At 60.0% G+C, this 25,249-nt stretch carries 27 protein-coding genes and 1 pseudogene; 13 read left to right on the top strand and 15 right to left on the bottom strand.

Annotated features, from left to right (window positions below; all coding sequences use genetic code 11):
• Positions 1-20: 20 nt before the first annotated feature.
• Positions 21-584 carry a hemerythrin domain-containing protein gene (locus BLV07_RS33040; protein ID WP_091894311.1) on the bottom strand — a complete coding sequence of 188 codons (564 nt, stop codon included), beginning with the start codon at positions 582-584 and terminating at the stop codon, positions 21-23.
• A 300-nt stretch (positions 585-884) separates the two neighbouring features.
• Here BLV07_RS33040 and BLV07_RS33035 point away from each other — a divergent pair, with 300 nt between their 5' ends.
• A complete protein-coding gene (locus tag BLV07_RS33035) occupies positions 885-1,070 on the top strand; it encodes a hypothetical protein (protein ID WP_091894309.1) in 186 nt (61 codons plus the stop codon).
• 180 nt (positions 1,071-1,250) lie between these two features.
• The gene (locus BLV07_RS33030; RefSeq protein ID WP_091894307.1) at positions 1,251-1,478 is read left to right on the top strand and encodes a hypothetical protein; all 228 of its coding nucleotides are present in this window, start codon (positions 1,251-1,253) and stop codon (positions 1,476-1,478) included.
• A 98-nt stretch (positions 1,479-1,576) separates the two neighbouring features.
• On the opposite strand, the gene BLV07_RS33025 is transcribed toward BLV07_RS33030, so the two are convergent.
• The 3 genes from BLV07_RS33025 to BLV07_RS33015 form a co-directional block, all read right to left on the bottom strand.
• Positions 1,577-1,909 carry a GcrA family cell cycle regulator gene (locus BLV07_RS33025; RefSeq protein ID WP_091894305.1) on the bottom strand — a complete coding sequence of 111 codons (333 nt, stop codon included), beginning with the start codon at positions 1,907-1,909 and terminating at the stop codon, positions 1,577-1,579.
• A gap of 39 nt (positions 1,910-1,948) precedes the next feature.
• Positions 1,949-2,125: a hypothetical protein gene (locus BLV07_RS47880; protein WP_176945915.1), complete on the bottom strand. Its 177-nt coding sequence runs from the start codon at positions 2,123-2,125 to the stop codon at positions 1,949-1,951.
• A 150-nt stretch (positions 2,126-2,275) separates the two neighbouring features.
• Complete coding sequence (locus BLV07_RS33015) at positions 2,276-2,587, bottom strand: hypothetical protein (protein ID WP_091894301.1); 312 nt, start codon at positions 2,585-2,587, stop codon at positions 2,276-2,278.
• A gap of 289 nt (positions 2,588-2,876) precedes the next feature.
• Here BLV07_RS33015 and BLV07_RS33010 point away from each other — a divergent pair, with 289 nt between their 5' ends.
• Together BLV07_RS33010 and BLV07_RS33005 are read left to right on the top strand one after the other, a co-directional pair.
• Entirely contained in the window at positions 2,877-3,671 is a 795-nt protein-coding gene (locus tag BLV07_RS33010; RefSeq protein WP_244551278.1) for a dienelactone hydrolase family protein, read from the top strand.
• A 42-nt stretch (positions 3,672-3,713) separates the two neighbouring features.
• On the top strand, positions 3,714-3,992 hold the full coding sequence (locus BLV07_RS33005; protein ID WP_091894297.1) for an ABC transporter substrate binding protein: 279 nt from the start codon (positions 3,714-3,716) through the stop codon (positions 3,990-3,992).
• Between the two features lie 245 nt (positions 3,993-4,237).
• On the opposite strand, the pseudogene BLV07_RS49065 reads toward BLV07_RS33005, so the two are convergent.
• Positions 4,238-4,654, bottom strand: a pseudogene (locus tag BLV07_RS49065) (ABC transporter substrate-binding protein); the annotation flags it as partial.
• 522 nt (positions 4,655-5,176) lie between these two features.
• Between BLV07_RS49065 and BLV07_RS32995 the strand changes: the two are divergent.
• The 4 genes from BLV07_RS32995 (at position 5,177) to BLV07_RS32980 (ending at position 9,516) form a co-directional block, all read left to right on the top strand.
• A complete protein-coding gene (locus tag BLV07_RS32995) occupies positions 5,177-6,493 on the top strand; it encodes an ABC transporter substrate-binding protein (protein ID WP_091894295.1) in 1,317 nt (438 codons plus the stop codon).
• A gap of 64 nt (positions 6,494-6,557) precedes the next feature.
• Positions 6,558-7,493, top strand: coding sequence for a carbohydrate ABC transporter permease (locus BLV07_RS32990; RefSeq protein WP_091894292.1), 936 nt, complete (start codon positions 6,558-6,560; stop codon positions 7,491-7,493).
• Positions 7,494-7,526: 33 nt separating this feature from the next.
• Positions 7,527-8,348 carry a carbohydrate ABC transporter permease gene (locus BLV07_RS32985; RefSeq protein WP_244551276.1) on the top strand — a complete coding sequence of 274 codons (822 nt, stop codon included), beginning with the start codon at positions 7,527-7,529 and terminating at the stop codon, positions 8,346-8,348.
• 76 nt (positions 8,349-8,424) lie between these two features.
• On the top strand, positions 8,425-9,516 hold the full coding sequence (locus BLV07_RS32980) for an ABC transporter ATP-binding protein (protein WP_091894288.1): 1,092 nt from the start codon (positions 8,425-8,427) through the stop codon (positions 9,514-9,516).
• Positions 9,517-9,805: 289 nt separating this feature from the next.
• Here the strand turns inward: BLV07_RS32980 and BLV07_RS32975 are convergent, their stop codons facing one another.
• The 9 genes from BLV07_RS32975 to BLV07_RS32935 all read right to left on the bottom strand — a co-directional run bounded on the left by BLV07_RS32975 (position 9,806) and on the right by BLV07_RS32935 (position 19,531).
• Positions 9,806-10,552, bottom strand: a complete 747-nt coding sequence (locus tag BLV07_RS32975; protein ID WP_244551275.1) for a C13 family peptidase — start codon at positions 10,550-10,552, stop codon at positions 9,806-9,808.
• A gap of 374 nt (positions 10,553-10,926) precedes the next feature.
• Positions 10,927-11,691, bottom strand: coding sequence for a substrate-binding periplasmic protein (locus tag BLV07_RS32970; RefSeq protein WP_176945913.1), 765 nt, complete (start codon positions 11,689-11,691; stop codon positions 10,927-10,929).
• Between the two features lie 8 nt (positions 11,692-11,699).
• The gene (locus BLV07_RS46690; RefSeq protein ID WP_143035553.1) at positions 11,700-12,035 is read right to left on the bottom strand and encodes a c-type cytochrome; all 336 of its coding nucleotides are present in this window, start codon (positions 12,033-12,035) and stop codon (positions 11,700-11,702) included.
• Between the two features lie 56 nt (positions 12,036-12,091).
• The gene (locus tag BLV07_RS32960) at positions 12,092-13,777 is read right to left on the bottom strand and encodes a pyrroloquinoline quinone-dependent dehydrogenase (RefSeq protein WP_244551280.1); all 1,686 of its coding nucleotides are present in this window, start codon (positions 13,775-13,777) and stop codon (positions 12,092-12,094) included.
• A gap of 453 nt (positions 13,778-14,230) precedes the next feature.
• Positions 14,231-15,076, bottom strand: a complete 846-nt coding sequence (locus BLV07_RS32955; RefSeq protein ID WP_091894282.1) for a carbohydrate ABC transporter permease — start codon at positions 15,074-15,076, stop codon at positions 14,231-14,233.
• A 1-nt stretch (position 15,077) separates the two neighbouring features.
• Complete coding sequence (locus BLV07_RS32950; RefSeq protein ID WP_091894281.1) at positions 15,078-16,007, bottom strand: carbohydrate ABC transporter permease; 930 nt, start codon at positions 16,005-16,007, stop codon at positions 15,078-15,080.
• A gap of 15 nt (positions 16,008-16,022) precedes the next feature.
• Positions 16,023-17,051, bottom strand: a complete 1,029-nt coding sequence (locus tag BLV07_RS32945; protein WP_091894279.1) for an ABC transporter ATP-binding protein — start codon at positions 17,049-17,051, stop codon at positions 16,023-16,025.
• Positions 17,052-17,167: 116 nt separating this feature from the next.
• Positions 17,168-18,511: an ABC transporter substrate-binding protein gene (locus tag BLV07_RS32940; RefSeq protein WP_091894277.1), complete on the bottom strand. Its 1,344-nt coding sequence runs from the start codon at positions 18,509-18,511 to the stop codon at positions 17,168-17,170.
• A 222-nt stretch (positions 18,512-18,733) separates the two neighbouring features.
• Positions 18,734-19,531: a Crp/Fnr family transcriptional regulator gene (locus tag BLV07_RS32935; RefSeq protein ID WP_091894275.1), complete on the bottom strand. Its 798-nt coding sequence runs from the start codon at positions 19,529-19,531 to the stop codon at positions 18,734-18,736.
• Positions 19,532-20,217: 686 nt separating this feature from the next.
• Here BLV07_RS32935 and BLV07_RS32930 point away from each other — a divergent pair.
• The 3 genes from BLV07_RS32930 to BLV07_RS32920 all read left to right on the top strand — a co-directional run bounded on the left by BLV07_RS32930 (position 20,218) and on the right by BLV07_RS32920 (position 22,230).
• A complete protein-coding gene (locus tag BLV07_RS32930; RefSeq protein WP_091894273.1) occupies positions 20,218-21,309 on the top strand; it encodes a TRAP transporter substrate-binding protein in 1,092 nt (363 codons plus the stop codon).
• 270 nt (positions 21,310-21,579) lie between these two features.
• Positions 21,580-21,801, top strand: coding sequence for a hypothetical protein (locus tag BLV07_RS32925; RefSeq protein ID WP_091894271.1), 222 nt, complete (start codon positions 21,580-21,582; stop codon positions 21,799-21,801).
• Positions 21,802-21,807: 6 nt separating this feature from the next.
• Positions 21,808-22,230, top strand: a complete 423-nt coding sequence (locus tag BLV07_RS32920; RefSeq protein ID WP_091894269.1) for a hypothetical protein — start codon at positions 21,808-21,810, stop codon at positions 22,228-22,230.
• Positions 22,231-22,624: 394 nt separating this feature from the next.
• Here the strand turns inward: BLV07_RS32920 and BLV07_RS32915 are convergent, their stop codons facing one another.
• Positions 22,625-23,536: a class I SAM-dependent methyltransferase gene (locus BLV07_RS32915; RefSeq protein WP_091894267.1), complete on the bottom strand. Its 912-nt coding sequence runs from the start codon at positions 23,534-23,536 to the stop codon at positions 22,625-22,627.
• Between the two features lie 328 nt (positions 23,537-23,864).
• Between BLV07_RS32915 and BLV07_RS32910 the strand changes: the two genes are divergently transcribed.
• Both BLV07_RS32910 and BLV07_RS32905 read left to right on the top strand, forming a co-directional pair.
• Complete coding sequence (locus BLV07_RS32910; protein WP_091894265.1) at positions 23,865-24,398, top strand: P-loop NTPase family protein; 534 nt, start codon at positions 23,865-23,867, stop codon at positions 24,396-24,398.
• A gap of 465 nt (positions 24,399-24,863) precedes the next feature.
• Positions 24,864-25,217 (top strand): DsrE family protein, encoded by a 354-nt coding sequence (locus BLV07_RS32905; protein ID WP_074120546.1) that lies wholly within the window; start codon positions 24,864-24,866, stop codon positions 25,215-25,217.
• The last annotated feature ends 32 nt before the right edge of the window (positions 25,218-25,249 follow it).

Here is a 25,249-nt window from a genome sequence, read left to right as displayed (position 1 = left end):
GCGCTGCCAGTGGAGCGCTTCTAACGTCGTCCGACTTCAGACTCGTGCTCCATCTGCAAGATGCGCTGTCGCAGCGCGCCGAAGGTCTCTTCGGCAGCCTCGCTAAACAGCGGATCCTCATGATCGATTGAGGTCGAAGCGATTTCGCTCCAATCTGCAGGCTTTAGAGCCTTGAGAGCGGCAGGAAAGAAATCGCGGTCTTCAATCATGATGTGACGCCGCTCGCTCTCTATGAAGTCGCGAACGATATTGTCCACGTTTTGCCGAAGGATTTCCCGATCCGACAGGACACCGTCGATCGCCCGAGCAACGCGGCGCAATCGATCGGTCCCCTTTTGGTGCTCAAGTTTCAGGTTGCCGACGCTTGCCGCCGCAGCCGGATCCCGAAGCTCTAGCTTGGCAAGGACCAGCTCCTCCAGGGGATGATGGTAAATCTCGGGATAGAGTTCGAAGTAGCTGATGATTGCGCGAATGACCTCATAGTCGGGGTGGTCGCCGCGATCGAAAATCTCAAGCTCGTGCTCAAGCACGGCGAGCAGCGTCTCAATATTGCGGTGTTCTTGGGATAGACGTTCAATGATCATTGTTGCCTCCAACGAACCATTGAATAATCAAAGCTATCCTGAAAGCGATTTAGAATCTTGCGCTGGATCAAACCCGGAGGACCGGGTCGCCGGGCTGAACAGCCGCCCTGCATCTGGCTGCACTCGACCGGCGCAGCACCTTGCGCAGGTCTCGCGGAACAGATCGCCCCCCATGCCATCCAGAGGCAAAGCACGTCCTCCTCCTTCACTTCCGCAACCGTCCGCGCCGGCCGCCAATTTCGTGCCTGCCCCGTCGAAAAGGGGTAGAGTGCCCCAGGGTCACATCTGAGGAGCAACGCCATGACCCTACTCCCCGAGCTGGTTCCGGCCGAGATCGACCGGCACGTCTTCGCGATCATGCCCGACACGATGCCGCCCCGAGATCCTGATGACGACGAAGAGGATGAGGAGGAAGAGGAAGAGCAAGACGATGAAGAGAACCAAACCGACGAACCGCCGGTCGTGCGCGAGCCGGACGAGGACTAAGCAGGACGCTTAGACGTCGCCTGAGTTTCGGCGAGTGCGATCCCCAGCGTGCGTGCGGCGCGCTGGTGCGTCCGGCGGCTTCCAAGGTCGGTCTGATTCCGAGAGCAGCGGGCAGGCGCTGAATGGACCACGGTTCTCGGCGCAGCAACCTATCGGCGTTCGCAGGTAGAGGAGGTGAGCATGACTCTCATATGGCTTGGTGTGCTCCTTGTTTTCGTCGGCGTACTCCAAATGGCGTTTCAGCCCATCTGGCGAGGCCGATTCAGCGGTGGAAAGTGGCTTCGCTCCGGGCGTGACACGCTGGAACCTGAAAGGCCAGGTAGCGGCTTCGGCATCAAATCGAACTGGCCTGGGCTCGTGATGGTCGCGCTTGGCGGCGCTTTCTTGCTGGCCGGAGCTGCCATCTGAGTTGAAAGCAGACGAAGGCTTGGGAAGCTACACGACGGAAGAACCCGTCGAGCTGAGCCAGGCAGTGACGAAAGCGCAACGACGTTCGTGGTGAGCTCTTAGCCGGTGTTTCTGACCGCCTCAGCCAGCATGGCGTAAAGCTGCTGCTTGCTGAATTCCTTGGGCTGCTGCTGCCTCTCCGCTGTGTTCCGCGACACCTTCTTTGCGACCGGACGGACGCAAGCTGCCGACGACGTCGGCCTCAGCTTCGGGGGCGGCCTTATCTTGGGTCTTGCCGTGGGCGGCTTGTGGCCGCGCTTCAGGCCCTGACGAGTCAGCATGCCGCAGACCGCGTTACGACTGCACCCGAGACGGCGCGCGATCTGCGCTGCGCTCTGTCCTGCGGACCAGAGCCTAGTGAGAAGCGCTATGTCTTTCGCATCCCAGCCCATGGCAGATATTATAGCGCCGACTGTCGAGCACGCGCTAGCCTAGTCTTCGTCCGGCTCGCGCACGACCGCCGGTTCGTCACCGTCATCGTCCTCTTCGTCGTCTTCCTCCTCCTCGTCTTCATCGGGATCTCGTGGCGGCATCGCGGTGCCCATAAGCACGAGCGGTGTCCAGCCGATCGCTGTGGTGAGAAATGTTTCGGAGGTGTGTAGCTTCATGTCGTTGTACTCCCCAAGCACGTGCAGTCGCATATTCCTGGCCGACGACATGCAGATGCCCAGGGCGTTATCACCGCAAACGCGACGGGGACATCAGGTCGACGACATGAGCAAGGACGGCACCCGCCACGCAACTGGTGCGGTTTGCGGCTACTTGATGCCCGAGGGCCCATTGGGCTCGATGTTCACCAAAACCTCACCGGCAGCGATTTCGGGAACTCCAAGATCGAGGTCATGCAGACTGGCTTGAACAAACGCCAGTATCTTGGCGTTCGCTGCATTGGCGCTTTCACGGTCGTCAAATATCATCACGGCGATCCCGACACCGTCGCCGGCATCCAGCACATGGTAAGATCTGAAGCCGTGCGATTGCCTGAGGATCTCGCCGACGCCGCTCTTGGCGCGGCGGGCGGCATCCGCGACCGAACGAACCTTGGTGTACTTGCGAATGACCATGTACATGAGGCCACCACGCGCCACTCGCCCCGACCCATCAAAGCATATCGCTCCCGGTCGGACCAGAGCCTACTTCCGAGATGGGCCACAGCGCCCGATTGGGCGGACCGCGCAACGCGCCTTTGCGTCATCCAGCGACCAACCGCAATGTCGGCACGCTCCGCCTCAAGCTGGAGGTCCGGAAACTTGAAGTTTAGGCGCAGCCACCGTGGGCACCTGCGCGGGTTTCAAAGCCTAGCGCAGGAGTCGCTGGTATGCCAATGTTAGTCTTGTGCCAAACCCGCGGGAGGTCAGCATGCGAACGAACATAGTGGGAGCACTTTGCGCCATCGCAATGGTCGCGAGCGCACACGCAGCGGTCAGGGAAGAACCGGTCACCTATACGGATGGCCAGACCACGATGAAGGGCTTCGTTGTCTACGACGACGCGACCCAGGCCAAGCGGCCCGGCATCGTCATGGTGCCCGAATGGTGGGGCATCACCAAGCATATCCATAACGAGGCACGGAAATTCGCGGAGCAGGGCTACACCGCGTTCATTGCGGATATGTACGGCGACGGCAAGACCGCCGACAACCCGAAGGACGCCGGCGCGCTCTCGGGATCCGTGATGAAGGATCCGAAGGTGATGGAGGCGCGCTTCAACGCCGCGCGGGAGCAACTCGCCAAGCAGAGCTCGGTCAATCCCCAGCGGATCGGCGCAGTCGGTTACTGCTTCGGCGGCGCGGTGGTGCTGAACATGGCACGCGCCGGCGCTGATCTCGCCGCCGTTGCGGGCTTTCACGCATCACTTGGTCTCAACACTCCTGCACCGGCGCCGGGAACCGTCAAAGCTAAAATCCTCATTCTGAATGGCGCGGACGACCCGTTCGTGAAGCGCGAGCAGTACGATGCGCTTAAGAAGGATTTCGACGCAGCGAAGGCCGATTATCGGATCATCGAGTATCCCGGCGCTGTGCACGCGTTCACGAACCCCGAAGCGACCGAACTCGGCAAGAAGTTCAATTTGCCGCTCAGATACGACGCCAAAGCTGATCAGGAAGCGAAGGCGGAAGCAGCCAAGTTCTTTGCCGCAAACCTTCAAAAATGATCAAAAGGGCCACCGCGGGGTGGCCCTTTACGACGCGCCTCCATTGCCGAGCTCGCCGGGAAACTTCATCTTCCGATCATCTATCCCTTTCGCGACTATGTGGATTCAGGTGGGCTGATGAGCTATGCGCCGGATCTGGGCGAACTTGCCCAACGCCTTGCCATCGACGTGCATCAGATCCTGAACGGGACCCAGCCCGGCGACATCCCGATCTATCGGCCCAACAAATTCCAGTTGGTCATCAATCTGAAGGCTGCCAAGGCGCTCAGCCTCGAAATGACCCCGACACTCCTCGCCGGCGCCGACGAGGTCATTGAATGATGTCCGCTCGTGGTCCGATCCTGCCTAGCTCGATGCCGGTCCAAGCGTCGGCTGTTGGGTGTAGACCGGAAGGGGCTCGCAACGGTGTAGACTGCCGATTTTGACCCCATATGAGACGTCGGCAGGACCCTCGACCGTGGCCATCGATAACCGCCCGATTCGATTGACGCACTATCTGCACCGAAGGGACCTGCAAGCGAGGCCGACAAACGTCTGCTCGTTGGACAACGACGTGACCTGCGACTTCACATGCGCAAGTAGCCTTCAACCTCGCCCTCAGCCCAGGCGAGCGTCTTCTCCAGCGGCTCGCCCTGCATGTGGCGGACTGTCATCTGGGTCATGAGGCCCTAGGAATAGATCTGCACTGCGATCTTGAGCGGTGTTGGCTGCGCGGCAATCGATAGGATCTGGTGGTTGTAGGGATTCGGGTAGTGGTAGAGCGTGCCCTTCGGCGGTCCTTCCTCGGCCCAGGTCTTGAGCGTCGTCAGGTTGTCGAAGGCCGGAAGGTCGTGGCCTCCGCTCGCGGCCACCATCCTTTCGATTGCCTTCGGCTGCGAACAGGTGCGCAAGCAGGCTCTTTGCCGTCGGCTTGCTCTTGGTGAAGGACCAGATCTCCAGAAGAAAGGAATGAAGGGTGCGAAGCGGCCTTTTCGACCCGCCGGCGACCTGGCGCGATTGCCCCAAAGGAGACTCGTCAATTGGCCACGAACCCGCAAAGAGAGCCGAAGTGAGACCATGGCCGGCGCGTCAAAGCTAGCACTTGATTTCCTGCTGCGACGGGCGACAATGACGTCACGCCAGCTTCCGGTACTGAACTTCATATAAGACGGGGAAAACCCGCTTGGCCACGGCAATACCGTCGCTGCGCGGGAGGGACCGTTATGACGGTGCGGTTCATGTTGCAGCGCCGACACGATCCGGGCCGCCGGGCGTATCGCCGCGACGATTGGGAACGACGTGGTCGCGCCGCTGCTCTGCGAAGAATTCACCATGTTTCGCGGCGAACTCGCCCCACAAGGGCGCTGCAAGTGGAACACCTACAAAAGATCATCGAGCCAACGTATTGCGCAGGCGACAGCGTGGGCATGCGTTGAGCCACGGAGGCGCGATAGGCTGAAAGGGAGTCCAAGCCGGCGTAAGACCGGCCGAAGGGCATCAGCTCAGACACACCGAGGGAGGGATGCATGACGACGGTAACCCGACGTAACGTCCTCAAGGGCGGTGCCGCGGTTGTGGGCGGCATGGCCGGCATCTTGGCGACCGGCAGGGCGCCCGCCTATGCGCAAGCCACCACGGTGCACTGGCTGCGCTGGACCGACTTCGTTCCGGCGTCAGATCAGCTTCTGCGCAACGAGATCGCCAAGGAGGGCGAGAAGGCGCTCGGCATAAAGCTCAATATCGAGACCATCAATGCCAACGATATCCAGGCCCGCGTCACCTCGGCTATCCAGTCGGGGTCAGGCCCGGACGTCGTCTGTGTCCTCAACAATTGGGGGCAACTTTACGGCGAGAGCGTCGTGGATGTCAGCGATCTCGCTGAGGCACTCGGCAAGAGCCAGGGCGGCTTCTACGAAACATCCCGCGCGGTCGCCAATGACGGAAAAAAATGGATCGCAGTGCCGTGGTGCATCGTCGGCCTGCAGATCGCATACCGAAAGTCCTGGTTTGCCGAGATCGGCTACACGGATGGAAAATTTCCCCAGATTTGGGAAGAGTATCGCGAGGCCGGCAAGAAGCTGAAGGCAAAGGGACGGCCGATCGGCCAAACGCTGGGTCACACGTTCGGCGATGCGCCCGCCTTCGCTTACCCCTATCTGTGGTCCTGGGGCGGCAAAGAGGTCGAAGCAGACGGCAAGACGGTTGTGCTGAATAGCCCAGCGACAGTCGAGTCGGTAAAGTTCATGGTGGCCTTCTGGAAGGACGCCCACGATGAAGGCGGGCTCGCCTGGGACGATTCCAACAACAACCGCGCTTTTCTGTCCGGGACGTGCAGCGCCACGCTCAATGGCGCCTCGATCTACATCGAGGCTCTGCGTAAGCCGGATACCTACAAGACGGAGGCAGGCGGGCAATTGAAGGACGACATCCTGCACGCCGCGCTGCCCAAGGGCCCCGGCGGGCAGTTCAGCTATCACGTCCCGTTCTCGAACCTCCTGATGGGTTATTCGAAGAACCAGGATGCGGCGAAGAAATTCCTTGGCTGGATTCACTCCAAGGACGTCTACGACAAGTGGTTCGTCTCCCAGAAGGGCTTCTCAGTCGGCCCGACCACGGATTGGGAAAAGCACAAGCTGTGGGGCGACGACCCGATCATGCTGCCCTACAAGCAAGCGGCGCGCACAGGGCGCTTCGCTGGCTACCAAGGCCCCTCTACGCGCAAGGCAGCCGAGGTCGTTACCAAGTACATCATCATTGATATGTACGCAAAGGCCGTCCAAGGCATGCCCGCCGAGGATGCCGTGAAGTGGGCAGAGGCTGAGCTCAAGAAGGTCTACGTCTGAGGTTAAGCCTTCCCTCTCCCATTTTCGTGGGGGAAGGGAATCTTCCGGCCGACGAGGATCGAACATGGCGATAAGCGCGGTTTCCGCCACCACGCTCCGCGAGGCGCCCCCTCCGCGGCGACAGCGGTTGCTCGAGGACGAGCGCTGGTTGGCATTCGTGCTGCTGGTGCCGACCATCGCGCTGCTCGGCATGTTCATTGCCTATCCCTTCATTCGAGGGATATTGCTGTCGGTCACCAACTCGCGCGTCGGTATGCCCGGCGACTTCGTCGGCCTCGCTAACTTCTACAAGATCTTCAATGACGGAATCTTTCGCACCTCCGTTTACAACACCTTCCTCTATACGGGCGTGACCACCGTCTTCAAGCTGGCACTCGGGCTGTGGCTGGCCATGCTGCTCAACCGTAATTTCCGCGGCAAGGCCTTTACCCGTGCTTTCATCCTGCTGCCTTTCATTATCCCGACCGTGCTCTCGACCTTCGCCTGGAAGTGGATGTTCGACCCGACGTTCAGCGTTCTCAATTGGCTCCTCTACCATTTCGGCTTGATCACCGGTCGGATCAATTGGCTGGGCGATCCGGACCTCGCCATGATCTCGATTATCATCGTCAACATCTGGCGCGGGGTGCCGTTCTTTGCCATCAGCCTGCTCGCAGGCTTGCAGACTATCAGTCCCGAACTCAGCGAGGCCGCTGCCATCGACGGCGCCAAGCCGTGGCAGCGGTTCTGGCACATCACCTGGCCGCTGCTGCTGCCCGTGACCATGGTCGTGGTGCTGTTCTCGGTGATTCAGACGTTCGCCGACTTCCAGATCGTCTATGTGATGACGGGCGGCGGACCAGCCAACGCAACGCACCTATTTGCCACCTACGCCTATCAGATTGGTATCGGCACCGGCCTCTTGAGCGAGGGCGCCGCAATATCGCTCGCAATGTTTCCGGTCCTGTTTCTGGTCGTCATCATCCAACTTCTCTACATCCGCCGCGTGGAGGTCCGCTGAGCCATGATCGAAGGCGCAAGGTGGCGAAAGTGGATGTTCTTCTACGTCCCCATGGCGCTGTTCCTGCTTTTCCTGCTGTTCCCGTTCTACTGGATGGTGATCACTTCGGTGCGGCCGGACGGCGAGCTTTACCGGCCTTGGAATTCGATCAACTACAATCCGTTCTGGACTTGGAAACCGACCTGGGACCATGTCAGGTACTTGTTCGAGGAAACGCTGTTCGCATCGTGGCTGTGGAACACGACGTTCATCGCGCTCGCGTCAACCGCTATCTCGCTCGTGTGCGGGGTGTTCGCCGGCTATGCTCTGTCGCGGCTGAACTTTCCATTTGCCGGCAGCCTGGGCACCGGCATCTTCATTACTTATCTGGTACCGCAAACGCTGCTGTTCATTCCGCTGGCAGAGATCATACGCAACTATCGGCTGGGTGACACGCCTTGGTCATTGATTCTGACCTATCCGACCTTTCTTATTCCGTTCTGCACCTGGCTCATGATGGGCTACTTCAAGGCGGTACCCAAGGAGCTCGAGGAATGCGCGCGCATTGATGGCGCCTCGCGCTGGCAGGCTATGCTCTACATCGTCATCCCGGTGGCGATCCCGGGCATCCTCTCGGCCGGCATCTTCGCTTTCACGCTGTCGTGGAACGAGTTCATCTATGCGCTTGTCTTCCTGTCCTCGCCTGAGCAGAAGACTGTGCCGGTCGGCGTCACATCGGAGCTGATCCGTGGCGATGTATTCTACTGGGGACCGCTGATGGCTGGGGCCCTGCTTGGATCGATACCGGTTGCTATCGCCTATTCGTTTTTCGTCGAGCACTACGTCGCAGGATTGACCGGATCGGTGAAGGGCTGACAGCACGACGGATCATAGGGATTCGAAGGCGCGAATCCAGATTGCGCATAGGTCGTTGGGAGGCAGGTGAAAGCGAATGGGCCAGGTCGTCCTCAAGGGGATCAACAAGTTCTTTGACAGCGTGCACGCTGTCAAAGACGTCAATCTGCAGATCCGCGATAAGGAGTTCGTGGTGTTCGTCGGCCCCTCCGGCTGTGGCAAGACAACGACGCTCAGGATGATCGCCGGGCTTGAAGCGATCAGTTCCGGCGACATTTCCATCGACGGCAACGTGGTCAATGAATTGGCGCCCATGGACCGCGACATCGCCATGGTGTTCCAGAACTACGCGCTGTACCCGCACATGAGCGTGTACGACAACATGGCGTTCGGCCTGAAAATGCGCAAATTTGAAAAGTCCGAGATAGACAAGCGCGTGCTGGAGGCGGCTGACATCCTCGGCATCGGCGAACTGCTAAGGCGCAGGCCACGCCAGCTCTCAGGCGGCCAGCGCCAGCGCGTGGCGTTAGGCCGTGCTATCGTGCGCCACCCTCGCGTGTTCCTGTTCGACGAGCCGCTGTCGAACCTCGATGCCAAGCTGCGGGTGCAGATGCGCGTTGAGCTGAAGAAGTTGCATCTGCGACTCGGCACTACAGCCATTTACGTTACTCATGATCAAGTCGAAGCCATGACGCTGGGTGACCGGGTCGTGGTCATGAAAGACGGCGTGGTGCAGCAGGTGGGGGAGCCGCTAGAGCTGTACAATCGGCCCGCCAACAAGTTCGTCGCTGGCTTCATCGGCTCCCCGGCCATGAATTTCGCCGCCGTTACTGTCACCGAGGCGAACGGATCGCTGATCGCCGAGAACTCCGGTCTGCGCATCAGGCTGCCGGACGAGGCCGCGCAGCGGCTGCGCGGCCATATCGGACGCGAGGTCTTGCTCGGCGTGCGTCCGGAGGACCTCACCGTGGCCGGTAGCGTTGATCTCGGCCACCCATGCTTCGATGCTGTGATTGAGGTGGTCGAGCAACTCGGCTCGGAAATCCTGCTCGATATGAAGGTCGGTGAGAGCATCATGGTGGCGAGCATCGAGCCGACCGCGAGGGTGAGGGTGGGCGATAAGCTGCGCGTTGCCATGCGGCCTTCCAGGCTTCACGTTTTCGACGCGCAGACCGAGGCGGCCATCTAACGCCGGCAGTTGGCCAATTCCGGCGGTTCGCTCAGGACTGGTGACCTCCCTGTCACCAGCTTCGATGACGCCCGGCGAGTGCGAGGGCTGCTGGCCTAACTATTCCCGAGCCCTTCTTGCTACGTGCTGACGAGGGTTATTGATGATGCCATTTGATGCGGCGGTACGGAGTCCGTTATTGGGCCCGAATGCGAAGTCTAAGGGGGCTGCCAAACAGTCTGCTTATCGGGGGTGACCGGAAACGGCGATGCGCCCGCGAGCAACAGCCTCTGCGCTCGCGGCCGGTTGTTCAAGGGCGTCCGACAAGCAATGGCAGCACGTCTGCACCGCCCGCCATGAGCGGATTCGACGGCTCGAAATGTTCCCGCAATTCTCGCTTCCGGACGAGTGAGCGCGCATCGAGAAACGCATCCTTCAGGCTGACGGCTTTCCGGAGCGCGACATTGAAAAAAGCGTCGCCAAAATAGGTCCACTTGGCCTTGTCCTGGCAGCCGAACGACGGATGCTTGTCATCGGCCGCTGTGATGACCAGCACATCGGGACTCGCCAGGCGCGGGATAAAAACTCCGGAATAACAAGCCGAGATGACCACCACCTTGTGTCGCACGCCTGTCTTCGCGAGCATGTCGCGGAGACGAGATGGTGTAAGCGTTTCTGTGAGCCGCCCCGCCTTGATTGCAAGGCCATCAGGAGAGCCATGCGAGGTGAGAATCAAAAAGAGAACGTCTTTCTCGGGATCCAAGCGGTTGGCTGCCGTCTGCAACGACTTGGTCAGAGCTTCGATCGTTGCACGTCCCCCTTTCTTGGAATTGTACTCCACGTTGATCGGTCCAGTCTCGAAACGGCCGGCCACGACCTCAGCCGCGCCGGTCGCCTCGGATCTAAACACGCCTTGATCCCCGTACAGACCAAAGGACACCACGCCAACCTTTCCAGTGTCCTCAATCGCATGTACCGGAGGGACCAGCGGCCAGATGGTCAGAAAAAAAGCGACAAGCGGCGCGCCGAGCCGCCTGATCGAGGACCTGGAGGTCATCGCGAACCTCGTTTCGAGATCGCCGCTACAGAACTGCGGCTCAACACAAAATAGCGGAAAGCCAGTGAATTTCCATCCTTCGGAATGGCACGTGCAATATGGCCGTTTGGACCATGCCGACGCGCGGTAACGATGTTCTGTTTATAGGGATAGCGCGAAAGTCATCGGCACCCGGCCAAACCGACGCGAATGCCCCAGAGACGACCTGCCGAGGCCAGAGCAATCGGCCAACAAAATCCCCGGGGGTGCGATGCCGCAGGCTGGCACGCCTTTGGGCGCGCTGTTTGAGACGAAGTTGAACGTCAAGATATCGGTGAACATCGTCCAAATGAGAATTCCGGCTGCTCCGCCAGTTCTTGCGCCGGGAGCCCTGCTCATTTTGGCGACCGCAATTCGACATTGTAATGCGCGTAGATCCGCGCGAGGGTGCCGTCGGCGAGCAATGCTTCAAGGGCTGCGTCGAGTCCTTGCCTGAGCTTCTCGTCTGGGCTGAGCATCCCAACAGCGACATTCCAGTTCAAGTCGGGATCGTCTTCGAAAGCAGGAATGCGGCGCACGTGCGCATCGGGATGAACTTGGCTGAACCAACCAATTGCGGCGGGTGTAACCGCCGCGGCGTCGATCTCGTTCTTGGCAAGCGCGTCCATGATTTCATCTTCGAAGACAAACGGCGAGGTTTGGACGCCTCGCTTGCTGAGTGTCATGGAGGCGATCGAGCCGACCTGCACCCCGACGCGCTGACCAGGCCTCAAATCCGCCAGTGACGCCGCGCCAGAGTCGGCCCGGACGGCCAACGCGACCCCGCTGCGCTGATAGGGCCGCGATATGCGCAATCCCACCTCCGCCAGCGCCGCGGGGTTCGCGATCGCATCCATGATGATGTCGCAGTCCGCGCGGCGGTACTGAAAGCTGTTGACGACCCAGTGCTGCTCCAGCGCGACCTTCAACTGCTTCGCCAGTTCACGGGCGATCTCGACCTGGAATCCGGGGGCGACATCGCGCTTGCTGGCAAACGGCAACGCATTGGGGTGTGCGCAAAGCGTGAGCGCCCCGCGTGTACGAATCGCCTCCAGCGAGCGCGCGCTGGCACCGGTGGCTCCGAGCAGGATCAAAAGGCTTACGAAAACGGCTTGGCGCATCTCCGGCCTCATTCTTCCAGACTTCGGATGTAGGCCAGGATCGCCATGATCTGGCTCTCCGAAAAGGCGCCTCCGAAGGCGGGCATGGCTCCGGGCTTACCCTTCTTGATCCGCTCCACGATAAAATCGTCGCTTCGCGCCGTACCCGCGAGCTTCGGCCCCTTGCCGGCGGCGCGGCCGCCGTTCTCGTGACAGAAGCCACACGAGGTCGCGAACATCGTCCCGCCCTCGATATCGGTTTCGCGGGCGGATGGATCCTGCTTGGGAGCCTGGCTCTGCTGCGCGGAGAGGCCGAAGGGCAATGACAACGCAATGCCGGCGATGAAAAGAATCGACTTCAACATTGGCATCTGGACCGGAGAGACAGGGGGCGACTGCACCCTGGCTCTCCTCACCATTCTTATTGCTTCAGCGTGAAGACAACGAGCGCACCAGCGTCCTTCGGCATGCTCGTAAAGGGTTCGCCGAAAAGGGCCGGGTACTCGTCCGCCACCATGCCGCCCCAACCGGCCGGCACAGCGATGTATTGCTTGTCGCCGGCACTGTAGCTGATGATGCCGCCATTGTGACCGACGCCATTGAAATGCGACCACAGTTCCTGTCCGGTCTCCGCATTGTAAGCGCGCAGCACACCACGCGAGTCAGGCACGAACACCAGATTGCCGGCTGTCGCAAGCACGCTCGCCAGCGGAGGCTCGTCGAAATTGACCTCCCATTTCTTCGCACCAGTCACGGGATCACGTGCATCAAGATGACCGCGCGCCGCTCCGTCCGGCGGCGGAACGAGCTTGAAATTCGCGCCGATATTGAGCTGCGCCATCGGCTCGGTGATTGGCGTGGTCTTTATCACGTCCACATCCATGCACCATTCCTGGGCGAGCTTATACCACAGGCCTGTCTTCGGGCTGTAGGCGCCCGAGTTCCAGCTGACGCCGCCGGCAATCGCCGGACAAAGCGGCTCGCTCGCTTTCCCGAGAGTCAAGTCGCGCCGGCCGATCAGTTCGCCGGTTTTCGGATCGATATCCTTGACGAAATTGATATTCTTCGCGATCCGCCACACGTTCTGCACCTTCCCATCGGCGCGGTCGTAGACGAATACAAAACCACCCTTGTTCGGATGCACGACGAGTTTGCGGCCGTCGCGGTCGATCATCACGAACTCACCGACTGCCGAGTCGAAATCCCATGCATCATGGGGCAGCTCCTGATGATAGAATTTCAGCTTGCCGGTGTCGGGATCGAGCGCGATGACCGAAGTTGTGTAGAGGTTGGTGCCTGGCCGCGGTCCGCTGTTCTTCCAGTCCGCGCCGGACCAGTCGTAAAGCGGTGCAGGATTGGCCGTTCCCCACCAGATGGTGTTGGTTTCAGGATCGTAGGTGCCGGGCATCCATGCGCCACCCCCGCCGGTGCGCCAGGAATCACTACCCCAGGTGGCCTTGGCTTCCTCGGTGCCGGCGACGGTGAAGAATTCCCATTTCTTCTTGCCCGTCTTGATATCGACTCCGAACAGCGGACCGCGCGAGGTCCATTCGCCGCCCTGGCTGCCGATGATGACGGTGTCCTTCACCACCAGCGGCGCACCCGTGAAGCCGACCGTGAGCTTCTTGGAGTCGACCAGCTGCGTATTCCACACCTCCTTGCCGGTTTTTATGTCGAGCGCGATGAGATGCCCGTCGACGGTGCCAACGAAGACCTTGCCATCGCCGAGCGCGACACCGCGGTTGTACGGTGAGTGCGTCTGCATCGCGACGAGTTCCTCGTCGAGCACCGGAAAGTGCGACCAGATCATCTTGCCGGTCGCCCCGTCGAGCGCATAGACGCGGCTATAGGAGCCCGAATAGTAGAGCACGCCGTCAGCAACGAGCGGCATCGACTGCAGACCCCGCGTGGAACGTCCGGGCATATGGATCCAGGCGACTTCGAGATTCTTTACATTGCTCGCATTGATTTGATCGAGCCCGCTGTAGTGATACGATTTATAGCCGCCGTGATAGGTCAGCCAATCACCTGGGTTCTGCTCGGCCGCCTCGATGCGAGCGGAATTGATCTCCGACGGCGCGATCGCCCAAGCTGATGGTGCAAGCATAGCGGCCAGTGCGGCAACATAGGTAAGGTGCCTTGTACTGACTGTCATTGTTCTGCCTCCCTTATTGTATCGCGGGAACCACATCCAACATGCAGTCTGCTGCGGCCTCTTGCAGAAGCTGCCTCATCCGTGCAGCTCGTCTCCTGACCTCGGCGAGGGGTGCAGACGCCAGACGGTGATCGCTGCGGCCGAATGTATTCGTTCAGCAGCGCCGTAGCATCACGATGAATTCAACGCTCAAAGTAGCACAGGCGCAAGCGATCTAATTTGGCAGCCAGACTGTCCGAACGCCTATTCTGGTTTGAGCCGACGCATCGCCAACGTCGGATGATGTCCGAACAGTGGATGCGACTCTCTGTTCTCGCGGCGTCCGGCTACGGCGGCCGAGGCGCGGGTCCAAGAAGGCGGCGTACAGGAGCCTGGTTCACTCCCTTGCCAGAAGCAGCACGATGGCTATTTGACAGCGCCCCCGGTGATGCCGGCGATGAAGCGATCGAGGAAGATATTGTAGGCGATGGCTACGGGGATGGCGGCAATCAAAGCGCCCGCCATGATTTCGCCCCAGAAGAACACGTCGCCCCGGATCAGGTCGGTCGAGACGCCCAGCGTGATCGGCTTTTGGTCGGACGACGAGATGAAGGTCAGCGCGTAGACGAATTCCTGCAAGGTCAGGGTGAACGTAAAGATCACCACCGTCAGGATCGCCGGCACCGACAGCGGGATCGCCATCTTGATGAAGGCGCCAAACAGGCTGCAGCCGTCGACGATTGCGGCTTCCTCGATCTCGACCGGGAGCGCCTTGAAGAACCCCATCAGCAGCCAGGAGCAGAACGGGATCGTGAAGGTCGGGTAGACCAGCACCAGCGACCACATCGAGTTTTGCAGTCCGAGTTCGGCGATGATCCGGGACAGCGGCAGGAACAACAAAGTCGGCGGCACCAGGTAGGTCAGGAAGATCATGATTCCGAGCGCTTCGCCCTTGCGACTGGTCATGCGGGCCAGGCTGTAACCGGCCGGAACCGCGGTGACCAGGGTGATCGCGGTAACGGAGACGCCGACGATCAGCGAGTTCAACAGCCAGCGCGCGAACAGGGTTTCATCGAACAGGTACTTGATGTGCTCCAGCGTCGGCGGCTCGTTGAACCAGAACGGGATGTTGGTGACGTTGTAAAGGTCACTGTTCTGCTTGAACGCCGTGATCACCATCCAATAGAACGGAAACGCGGCCAGGATAACGAAGAATGCGACGCCGAGGAAAAACCCGGTTCCGCGGAGCGAGCGAGCAAGAGGCTCCGACATGTCAAATCTCCCGGCGACGAATAAAGCGAAGCATGAAGATCACCACGACTAGCAGCACCGGCAGCATGAACAGCGAGATCGCGGCGCCGTGCGCCACGTCGCCGGATACAATACCGGTCTGAAAGCCTTCAAAGCCCAGCACCGAAGTTGCGCCACCGGGGCCGCCCTGGGTCAGCAGGAAGACGATGGAAAGATCAGTGAACGTGAACACGATGCCGAAGATCAGGCCGATGGCCATGATCGGCAGGATCATCGGCAGGATGATCTGGTAGTTGCGGCGCCAAAAGCCTGCACCATCGACCGTCGCGGCGTCGATCACGTCCTGCGGAACCGCAGTGATGCCGGCGAGGAAAATCACGATGGCAAATGGAAAGAAGCGCCAAGCGTTGATAATGACAATGCACAGCATCGCAAGGTACGGATTGCCGAGCCAGTTCGGCGCCTCTTCGCGAGTAAGGATGCCAGCCGCAATCAGGGTCCAGTTGATCACGCTGTAGAGCGAGTCGAACATCCACTGCCAGGCGATCGTGGCGAGCGCGACCGGTACCGCAAAAGGCAGGATGATTAGCGCTCGCACGATCTTGCGGCCGGGGAAGGGCTGCAACAGCAGGAAGGCGCCGAACTTTCCGAGCACGAGGCCGAGCAATTGCGACCCGAATGTAAAGATGAAGGTGTTGCGCAACGTGTCGAGGAAATTCGGATTTTGCAGGATCTGCTCGAAATTCGCCAGGCCGACGAACTTCCAGGTTGGGTTGTAGATGGTATAGGCGCTGAGCGAGTAATAGACCGCGAGCAGGAGCGGCAGGCCGACCAATAGCAAAACGTAGAGGATCGCCGGCGCGACCATGACCGCTTCAAGCACCTCGCGCCGGTCCAGGACGAAGCGAAAGCGTGAAATTGGCTTTGCAACAGGCTCCGCGATGACAGCCATCGGCGAATCCCCGGTTCAGTGGCGAGTGCGACGATTGCCGTTGGCGTCGAAATGGCGCAACGCGCTATTCTTCACGGCGAACGGATGCCACTCTCCGGGCCGAATGCTTCCTTCGGCGACGTGGGCTGGCGGCAACTTCGCCGTGATCGGCTGCTTCGAGTCAAAGCCATCCATCACGCCGTAAACAATGCGCTCGGACCCGAGATATTCCGAACGGTCGACGCGAAACAAAAATTCGGTCGCGCCTCCGTCTTCAATCATGTCCCTGGGCAAGAAATTCTCCGGCCGGAATCCGAGATAGCCGCCGCCATTGCGGGTGACGATGTTCATCGGCGGCGCGCCGACAAAGGTTGCGACAAAAAGGTCGGCAGGATCTTCATAGATATCGGTTGGCGTTCCCACTTGCCGAACCCTTCCATGATCGATGACCGCGATACGGTCGCCCATGCCCATCGCTTCGATCTGGTCGTGGGTCACGTAAATGGTGGTGAGGCCAACCCGTTGCTGAAAGTTCTTGATCTCCTGGCGGGCCGAGGTACGGAGTTTGGCATCCAGATTGGACAACGGCTCGTCGAGCAGAAGCGCGGTTGGTTCGCGAACGAGCGCGCGCGCAAGCGCCACACGCTGGCGCTCGCCGCCTGAGAGCTGGCGTGGCCGCCGGTCGAGAAGATGGCCGATGCCGAGCAACTGCGAGGCCCACTCGACCTTGTTTTGGATGTCCTGGGAGGGCATGCGCTGCGTGCGCAGCGGAAAGGCAATGTTATTACGTACCGTGTAGTGCGGATAAAGGCCGTAGCTCTGGAACATCATCGCAATGCCGCGGGCGCGGGGCGGGATGTCGTTGACGACATTGCCGCCGATCAGGAGGTCGCCGCTGGTCTGTTGCTCGAGGCCGCAGATGATGCGGAGGAACGTCGTCTTGCCGCAGCCCGAGGGGCCGAGCAGCACCATGAACTCGCCATCCGGCACCCTCAGCGAGATGCCGTTGACGGCGTTAATCTCGCCGAACTTCTTGACGATATCCCTGGTCAATACGGCTGCCATCGATCCTCCCGGAGCTCATGTGGCGCTCTGCTGCCAATCGCTGGGCAGGGCGCCAATCGTGTTTGCCAATGAGCTGCAACGTGGGGCGCAAAGGAGGGCTGCGTCCGGACACGGCTTCAGGCTTTCTCGTGCCACTTCTTGAAAATGGCATCAGCCTGTTGATGCGCCCATTTGACCGAGTCCTCGGCGGACATCTGACCGCTCGCTGCCTTTGCCATCATGTCGCAGATAACGAAGTCGTTATAGACCTCGTCGACGGCGGGCCAGGACGGGCCGGGATATCCCGGGGAGGCCGACCACTGCTCGGACTCCTGTAGCACCGCTAATTTGTCTGATGGCGTCGAAGTCGGATCGTTCGAGAGGATCGGCATCGGCTTCGGCACCAGATTGGCGAAGCAGGGGTTATTGTAGCCTTCGCTCGCCTTGAACGCCTCCGGCCAATGATCGGCGTAGTATTTGAGGAACTCGATTGCGCCTTCCTTGTTCTTGGCGAACTTCCAGATGCCGTAGAATTCGGAAGCGCCGCCCATGATCTGGCGTACCGGCCCCCTTGGAGGAGCCATCACGAACGTGTCGTCGGCGCCCTTCTTGTTCGCCTTCTGGAACGTCCGATAGGCCGAGATCGGGTTGACGATCATCGAGCCGATGCCCGAAACAAGATAGCGATTGTTGCTGGAGTCGTCCCACGACAGCACTTCGGACGTCATCGCCTCCTTGTACAGCGCGGTGACGAACTTGACGGCTTCGATCGTCTCCTTGCTGTTGAGCACGACGTTCTTGCCTTCGGTGTCCTGAAGTGCACCGCCAAAGCTCCACAACAGGCCGCGCCAGGTCGTGTTCGGGTCGTTGCTGTGTCCGAGCGAAATGCCGACCGGATGGCCCTTGGCTTTCAGCTTGGCGCCGCCGATACGCACGTTGTCCCACGTGTCCGGCTGCATCCCGATCTCGTCCCACATGCTCTTGCGATACATGGCCGGGAAATTGATGTAGAAATCGGGGAATGCAGACCAGGTCTTGTCGTCCTGGTTGTATCCGATCTGGCGGCCGATCCTGCTGACCTTGCCGTACTTCTTCTCGGTTGCCTCGACGAGGCTTGTCACGTCGACGAGGAATTTGCGGTAGAGGTGCGCTCCGCCTGCGCCGTTCCATCCGAACAGATCGTGACCTGACTGAGCCGAGGCTTCGGCGGCCGCGCGCGCGGCGACGTTGCCGACCGGGATGTGGTCGACGGTGACGTCGAGGTTATTTTTCGTGCCCCAATCCTTTGCGAACTGATCGAACCATTTGTCGTATTCCGGAACGAAATGGCTCCACTGTACGATGGAGACGGATTTGGTGTCGGCAAGCGCACGGGAGACGAATGGGGCAGCAAGGGACGGCACCGAAGCGGCGGCAAGGATAAGACCAGTTTGTGTCAGCAAACGACGTCGCGTGACGCGCAAAAAGTTGCCCGTGCTCATCTGGACTCCTCCTGTGGATATCGCCAGTTGGAGAAAGGCTCATCCAGATGAGGGATCAGTCTAGCTCGGCCCTGGATCTTGTTATCGCTGGCGTCACTATAGCTTTGAGGCCCGGACCGGCCTTTCTACTAAAGCCGGTCACTCGGTACGCTGCCGTACAAAGATTGACAGCGGACGAAGTCGCGCGGCGCTGGCTGGAAGCAAGCTGTTTGGACGGCTGCGTCAGACGCAGCAAAGGCAGGCGCGGATAAGGTCGGCGTTCGCGGAAATGCGGTGCTCGTGCAGGCCGCTGCGATTTAGGTACCGGTATTCCGACGCTATGATCTGATAGCATTCGCATGTTCTAAGCTCGAGGGCCGCGTGATCGCACACGTCGATGCCACCTCGCTGCCTGATGAGCCCGCCGGACTGTTCCAGTTCCGCAAGCGTTGTCGTGATGCTGGCGCGTCGCACGCCGAGGATGACCGACAGCATATCGTGCGTCACGGGGATGATCCGGTCGTCCAGACGGTCGGCTGCGAGCAGCAGCCAGCGGCTCAGCCGTTCCTCCAGGCTGTGGCGGGCGCTGCAAAGCGTTGTCTGGGCATTCTGGACCAACAGCGCGTGGATATAGCTGAACAGCTGCTGCTGGATGTCCGGGGATCTGTGCGCGGCCCTGCTTAGGTCCGGCACCGCGATGCGCAATGCATAACCGGGGACCGACATCAGGCAGCGATTGGGTGAGCGCTGCATACCGAGCGCCGCCGCCACTCCGACAAAACCGAGCCGTCCAACCATGGCGATTCCGACTGGACCATCACGCTGCGTTCGCACCAGCAGCGAGGCGACGCCGCGTTCGATGAAGTAGATATGCTCGATGGGATGGTGGTAGTCCTGAAGAATTGCCCGGCGCTTGAGCGCAACGGGCTGCAGGAAGGGACGAAGCTGCTCAAAGGACGCCGGCGCAAGACCGCCCAGCAGACGGTTCTGAACCCGCACCGTCTGCTCGCGGTCGGCACCACTCAGCGCACTTTTGAACACTATCCCATGGGGCTGTCCGCCGGATGCGTCCCGATCCGGTCTTGTTCCGCCGGCATTGGGGCTTCCTATACGCCAAGCTACTCCCTCTTCGACCTGGAGTCACCGGCACCCGACAATCCAGCGACGGGCGGTCAAAGGCGCCTTCAACTCCCCAACGAATGGGCTGTAAGCTGGCGGCCCAATCTGTTCACTCGGGCATCAGAGGCAATTTGATTTCGGTCATCGAGCTCTACACCGACTTCGCTTATTGGCCCGAAGCAGCCTAGCTCGATGCGCGTCCAAGCGGCGGCCGTCGAGTAGACAGGAAGCGGCTTGCACCGGTCCAGACCGCCGGTTTTGACCCGAAGCGGTTCTGGATCTTCGCTCGCCATCTCGCCTGACGACGCAAGCCGAAGTGATGTCATTTATTGCGTCGCTTCGCGCCGTCAGTGGTTCAGGCGGGGTTCGTCGGCGCAAGATTGCCGCAATGCAGCGTGGCCGCTTCCCAATCCATCCGGTCCTATTTGACTTGCTGGTGGTGGCTGTCCGCATCTCCTGCGCATCCCTATGTCTGATATAATTGATATCTGCCGGGTTCATCCAAGAAAGGCCCGCATGAAAAATTGATCCCCGGAGGAGTACTGCCGTCGAAATGGCCGCGGGCCGGCGGTTTTATTCAATGCGCAATCATCCACAGGGGAAACGCCATGAAACGTCGTCAATTTCTAAGTACGGCAGGCGCCGGCTTCGCCGCGTCTGCCGCCGTTGTTGCGCCAGCCATCGCCCAGTCGATGCCTGAACTAAAGTGGCGCTGCACCACGAGTTGGCCGAAGTCGCTGGATGTGCCTTTCAGTGCATCAGAGACGATCGCGAAATATGTTGCGGAAGCTACCGACAACAGGTTTCAAATTCAGCCCTTCGCAGGCGGCGAGATCGTGCCTGCCTTGCAGGCTGTCGATGCAGTAAGCAATGCAACGGTCGAATTGTGCCACACCGCCGCCTATTATTTCATCGGCAAGGATCCGACCTTCGCCCTCTATTGCTCGGTACCGTTCGGCCTGAACTCGCGCCAGCAGAATGCATGGTTTCAGGATCACGGCGGTCAGGACATGCTCAACGAGTTCGGCAAGAAGTACAACATATACGGTATTGCGGGCGGCAATACCGGCACTCAGATGGGCGGCTGGTTCCGTAAGGAGATCAACAGCGTCGAAGATCTCAGCGGATTGAAGATGCGGATCGGCGGTTGGGCGGGCAAGACCCTTTCAAAGCTCGGCGTGGTTCCGCAGCAGATCGCAGGCGGCGACATCTATCCCGCATTGGAAAAAGGCACGATCGACGCAACCGAATGGGTCGGTCCCTATGACGACGAGAAGCTCGGCTTCTACAAGGTCGCGAGGTACTACTATTATCCGGGCTGGTGGGAAGGCGGCACGGCGCTGCACTTCTTCATCAACCTGGACAAGTGGAACGCCCTGCCAAAGGCTTACAAGTCGCTCCTCGCTCTGGCCTGCGGCTATGCCAACATGGACGTTCAGGCGCGCTATGATGCGCGCAATCCGGCGGCCATCAAACGGCTCGTCGCCAACGGGACGCTTCTGCGTCCGTTCAGCCAGGCGGTGATGGAAGCGTGCCTAAAGGCTTCGAACGAGGTCAATGCGGAAACCTCCGCGTCCAACCCTGATTTCAAGAAGATCTACGATTCGCAAGTGGACTTTCGAAACGACGAGAATCTCTGGTGGCAGATCGCGGAGTATTCGTATGAAACATTCATGATCCGCATGCGTTCGAAGGGCTGAACGAGCCGCGCGCGGGCCCTGCGGGATACTCTTCGACCTGTCTTATCAGCTTCAGCCGGAAGGAAGCCGGCCGTCGCGGCCCGATGGCGGGCCGACGACAGCATTCGCGCTGACCGCGTCGTTGACGGCACGCTTCCAGAACTCGGTTGTCTTCTGCGGTCAGCAGCAGATCGCTCTTCGGATTGAAGTGGTCTTGTCTTGAAAGTTCGTCAGGTTAGTCGGATACTGGATAGGATCCCTTGGGCCATTGTCAATCCGAGGAGGACGATCATGGCGATTCAGATCGTGATGGACCGCACCGGCGACAGCCATCACACTTTCAACCCCCGCGACCTGCAGGAAGTGGCGCAGGCGGAGCAGCGGTTCTATGAGCTGACGAATGCCGGCTTCACCGCCGCGGTCCGGACGGGTCCCGGTCAGATCTCGCAGATCCGATCGTTCGACCCCAGTGCGGATGAAACCCTCTTTTTCCCCAGATTGATCGGCGGCTAGCCGCTCATGTTCGGCTTTCGGCCGTCGGCGTCGGGCGTCCGCTCCCGCACGAGAGCGGCGCGAATGCTCTTCATCAGGCACGGCGCCGAGCGCACACCAGAGGGGCGGTCGCTGCTGCTTTTGCGGCGTTGGCTATCGCCCGCGCAGCGGGAGCAGTTCGCAAGGAGGGGCTACTTCGAGGTTGTCGGAAGCGAAAGTGGGAAGCGGTACCGGATCCACGCCGGGACGTCGGTGAACGTGTGCGAGATTGACGAAAGAGGCCGCATGCGGGAGGGGCTGTGCTTCATGCCGATCGGCGCGCTGCCGATCGGAGATGTCATGCTTGCCCAGAAGATTGCGTTGGAAACATGCGAGGGCAAGGCGCGCGCCGTGGCCAGGAGGTTCACGCCGAGCACTTTCCAGTTCAGACAAGCCCGACCTCTCGGTTGACGCCACGTACCTCGTCGCACCGCTGCACCAACTTCAACTCGGCACTTGAGAGCTGGCCCGTTCGCTTGCCGCTGGCGTTGCTGGACCGCTGGGCTTGCACACGTTGATGGGCGAGAGACGGCAAGATCAGATACGCAACATGATTACGTGTATCTCGAAAGGCTCCATTGCCCCTTGCGAACTGATTGCACGCAAAACTTGAGCCGTGGTCCTTGAGCGGGATTTGGCTGTAACCATCGTCGGCTTCTGGCCCGAAGGCGCAGGTGCGGCCGGTGTCCCTGTTGTCGGCTCATCAAGGTAGACCGAAAGAAACCGGCGGAGCCACCGACCGGCGCTCATGACCCGAAACCGACACCAGTGCCGCGCTCAACAGTGTTCGCCAATGCGCTGTCCCTTACGCAACCCGTGCCAGGGCTATGTGCAAGCTGGCAGGCGGTTGCCCGAGTGTGGTGTTTGCTCCCCGGTAGCGTTCCCGCATTGCCCTTCCATCCAGATCTTCAACGAGCTCAAGCCGAACAGAGGCGAGATCGTTGACAATTTCGTCGGGATCAAACCCTGAGATCCAAGGTTCGCCGATTTGCGCTACCGCTTTGGCATTCTCGTTGTGGGGTGATCGCGATGTGTCCGGGGCGAACTCGGCTTGGTCGACATAGGTGAATACAAGTTCGCTCCCCGGAGCACCGCAGGTTGCCACCGCACGCAAGGTTGCCAGATTGGCGGGACGTGTCAGGTACACCGAAACGCCGAGCCACGAGAAGAATGCTTTCTCGCCTGTCCGGAAGTGAGAGCGAGCCAAAACCGAGGCCAAATCCTCGTTTGCGAGGTCGGCTGCGATGAACTGCACCGACGGTGGAAGCGACATGCCGCATTCTTTAATGCGTTGGATCTTCATCGTTTGCGTCGCCGGATGGTCTATCTCGAAGATCGTCAGGGCGTGGGAAAAAGCGGGACGGCGAAGCACGAAGCTGTCCAATCCGGCGCCGATAAGGACATACTGACTTATGCCCTTGATTGTCGCCTCGCGCAGTGCATCCTCAGCATAGCGAGAGCGGATCACCACTCCAGGGAGGGCGGTGTTGGTCAGCAGGAACTCGTCCAATACTGAAGCGGTTGTCCGTAGGGCACGGGCACGCACGTCCCGATCCATGCGGGCCAATATCCGTTCAGTCATTCTTTCGCGTTCGGCTTCGGGAACGAGTCGATCGCCCCAGCGGTCCTCCAAGAGAGGAAAAGGATCGGACCGCGAATGCAGCGCTCTCATAAGCGACGTCGCCAACGCGGTGCGGCTGGGCAATGACTCCATCATCCCGATCCTTCTTCGGACGGCTTGTCTTCGCTGCGTAATGAGGCACTGTACGGGCGATCTGACGAGAGACTCGCCTGAAAACAATTATGGCTGTCCATCTACCGAACAGAGAGGCAATAACTTGCACACGGCACCACTGACCAGGCTTCTGAACCTAACGCGATTTATTGCGCCACATAAGTCCGGAAATGGCCGTGGCTGACCTCCGCTCTGGGCGTCGCACTGCCCGCTTCCGAGAGGTGAGCAGAACAGCGTCATGCGGACTGCCCAGGGCAGCCTTTGACCCGTTATGCGCCATCGAAACGAGAACCAACCATCGGCGGCTTGAATGACGGAACCTCTGACCGAACGCACGGTGGTTATTGGAAACAGTGGCTCTGGTAAGAGCACGTTGGCCGAAGCCGTCGCCAATTTAGCCCATATCCCTGTGATCGATCTTGACCTGCTGCACTGGGAAGAAGGCAGCTATGGCCTAAAGCGAAATGAAGACGTCGCGCGAAAGATGGTTTTGGATATTTCCGACCAGCCGCGCTGGATTATCGAAGGCGTATTCGGATGGCTGGCAGAAGTGGCCCTTCCCAAAGCTACCACTCTCATTTGGCTAGATTTTCCGTGGAGCGTTTGCCGCGCCGGGCTAGTAGCCCGCGGCCTGCGGCGGGGAGCAACAAGTCATGACGCCGCGGAACTGATGAAGTGGGCGGAAGCCTATTGGACTCGGCAGACACCATCGTCCTTTGCTGGCCATTCGAGGATGTTCAACGATTTCTCCGGGACCAAGTTGCGGCTGGAGAGCCGAGAACAAGTTGCACAGTTGCTCGAAAATTTACGTGCCAACATGACCGATACGGACCTACGGCTTTAAGCACCACTGGCAACGCTGCGGCAGCGTGTCACGCCCACTCGTGGCCCTGAACTGAACAACGAACGAGCCGCCGCAATGTCGGCGACCGGACGCTGCACGATGGTTGCGGTGACCGCCGCTCATCACCCATAGCAAAAATTGACAACAGTTTTAGCAGCCCTCGACAATGTGCTAGGCTGATAGCCCGATGGAGCCTGTCGAAAGTGGCGGCGGGAAATTCACCCGTGCAACTGTCGGCAGGCGCCTGCGAGAGGCTGCTCCGACCGGCCCTGTCACGCTGGCCGGTCGAAGCACTGGTTCCAGGTGAAGAACCGCAAGCATCCGGCGATGGCAAGAGTGATGGAGTCGTTCGGATAGAAATCCCGAAGAACGTCCGTTGACGCTGATCAAGCCCAATCCGCCTCAAATTGCTTAACTCCAGTCGTGCAGACCGCCGGAGCGCGGGAACTAGGATAGGAGACAAAGATGCATTTTGCTATCTCCGCCACATATGGTCCGACTGATCCAACTCGGGCAATGCTGCCGTTTATCTTTGCTACGTCCGCGGTGCAGAGCGGCGACAGCGTCACGCTGATGCTATTCGCCGATGCCGTATTCACAGCAATCGAGGGCGTGGGCGCGAAGCTCGTCCCGGTCGGGCCACCGAACCGGTACGAGGAGATCGCAGCGCATCCCAATGTGACGTTGATGGTGTGCAAGCCTTGCGTAGAGGCGCGCGGTCTAGCGGCATCAGCGCTCGACAAACGGGTGAAGCTTGCTGGGATGAACGAGTTCCACGCCGCAGCCAAGCAGCCGGACTCGCGAGTGGTCAATTTCTAGAAGATCGCCCTGCGAGCATTAGATCAAGGTGA

This window comes from Bradyrhizobium sp. Rc2d (assembly GCF_900099855.1).
Taxonomy (GTDB): Bacteria; Pseudomonadota; Alphaproteobacteria; order Rhizobiales; family Xanthobacteraceae; genus Bradyrhizobium.
The sequence above is the reverse complement of the archived record's forward strand: the minus strand, read 5'-3'. Positions and strand labels throughout refer to the sequence as shown.

What these genes read in the sequence shown, in the direction of transcription:
- BLV07_RS33040 (WP_091894311.1), bottom strand. Translation starts at nt 584, where the DNA reads ATGATCATTGAACGTCTATCCCAAGAACACCGCAATATTGAGACGCTG.
- BLV07_RS33035 (WP_091894309.1), top strand. Translation starts at nt 885, where the DNA reads ATGACCCTACTCCCCGAGCTGGTTCCGGCCGAGATCGACCGGCACGTC.
- BLV07_RS33030 (WP_091894307.1), top strand. Translation starts at nt 1,251, where the DNA reads ATGACTCTCATATGGCTTGGTGTGCTCCTTGTTTTCGTCGGCGTACTC.
- BLV07_RS33025 (WP_091894305.1), bottom strand. Translation starts at nt 1,909, where the DNA reads ATGGGCTGGGATGCGAAAGACATAGCGCTTCTCACTAGGCTCTGGTCC.
- BLV07_RS47880 (WP_176945915.1), bottom strand. Translation starts at nt 2,125, where the DNA reads ATGAAGCTACACACCTCCGAAACATTTCTCACCACAGCGATCGGCTGG.
- BLV07_RS33015 (WP_091894301.1), bottom strand. Translation starts at nt 2,587, where the DNA reads ATGTACATGGTCATTCGCAAGTACACCAAGGTTCGTTCGGTCGCGGAT.
- BLV07_RS33010 (WP_244551278.1), top strand. Translation starts at nt 2,877, where the DNA reads ATGCGAACGAACATAGTGGGAGCACTTTGCGCCATCGCAATGGTCGCG.
- BLV07_RS32995 (WP_091894295.1), top strand. Translation starts at nt 5,177, where the DNA reads ATGACGACGGTAACCCGACGTAACGTCCTCAAGGGCGGTGCCGCGGTT.
- BLV07_RS32990 (WP_091894292.1), top strand. Translation starts at nt 6,558, where the DNA reads ATGGCGATAAGCGCGGTTTCCGCCACCACGCTCCGCGAGGCGCCCCCT.
- BLV07_RS32985 (WP_244551276.1), top strand. Translation starts at nt 7,527, where the DNA reads ATGTTCTTCTACGTCCCCATGGCGCTGTTCCTGCTTTTCCTGCTGTTC.
- BLV07_RS32980 (WP_091894288.1), top strand. Translation starts at nt 8,425, where the DNA reads ATGGGCCAGGTCGTCCTCAAGGGGATCAACAAGTTCTTTGACAGCGTG.
- BLV07_RS32975 (WP_244551275.1), bottom strand. Translation starts at nt 10,552, where the DNA reads ATGACCTCCAGGTCCTCGATCAGGCGGCTCGGCGCGCCGCTTGTCGCT.
- BLV07_RS32970 (WP_176945913.1), bottom strand. Translation starts at nt 11,691, where the DNA reads ATGCGCCAAGCCGTTTTCGTAAGCCTTTTGATCCTGCTCGGAGCCACC.
- BLV07_RS46690 (WP_143035553.1), bottom strand. Translation starts at nt 12,035, where the DNA reads ATGTTGAAGTCGATTCTTTTCATCGCCGGCATTGCGTTGTCATTGCCC.
- BLV07_RS32960 (WP_244551280.1), bottom strand. Translation starts at nt 13,777, where the DNA reads ATGCTTGCACCATCAGCTTGGGCGATCGCGCCGTCGGAGATCAATTCC.
- BLV07_RS32955 (WP_091894282.1), bottom strand. Translation starts at nt 15,076, where the DNA reads ATGTCGGAGCCTCTTGCTCGCTCGCTCCGCGGAACCGGGTTTTTCCTC.
- BLV07_RS32950 (WP_091894281.1), bottom strand. Translation starts at nt 16,007, where the DNA reads ATGGCTGTCATCGCGGAGCCTGTTGCAAAGCCAATTTCACGCTTTCGC.
- BLV07_RS32945 (WP_091894279.1), bottom strand. Translation starts at nt 17,051, where the DNA reads ATGGCAGCCGTATTGACCAGGGATATCGTCAAGAAGTTCGGCGAGATT.
- BLV07_RS32940 (WP_091894277.1), bottom strand. Translation starts at nt 18,511, where the DNA reads ATGAGCACGGGCAACTTTTTGCGCGTCACGCGACGTCGTTTGCTGACA.
- BLV07_RS32930 (WP_091894273.1), top strand. Translation starts at nt 20,218, where the DNA reads ATGAAACGTCGTCAATTTCTAAGTACGGCAGGCGCCGGCTTCGCCGCG.
- BLV07_RS32925 (WP_091894271.1), top strand. Translation starts at nt 21,580, where the DNA reads ATGGCGATTCAGATCGTGATGGACCGCACCGGCGACAGCCATCACACT.
- BLV07_RS32920 (WP_091894269.1), top strand. Translation starts at nt 21,808, where the DNA reads ATGTTCGGCTTTCGGCCGTCGGCGTCGGGCGTCCGCTCCCGCACGAGA.
- BLV07_RS32915 (WP_091894267.1), bottom strand. Translation starts at nt 23,536, where the DNA reads ATGATGGAGTCATTGCCCAGCCGCACCGCGTTGGCGACGTCGCTTATG.
- BLV07_RS32910 (WP_091894265.1), top strand. Translation starts at nt 23,865, where the DNA reads ATGACGGAACCTCTGACCGAACGCACGGTGGTTATTGGAAACAGTGGC.
- BLV07_RS32905 (WP_074120546.1), top strand. Translation starts at nt 24,864, where the DNA reads ATGCATTTTGCTATCTCCGCCACATATGGTCCGACTGATCCAACTCGG.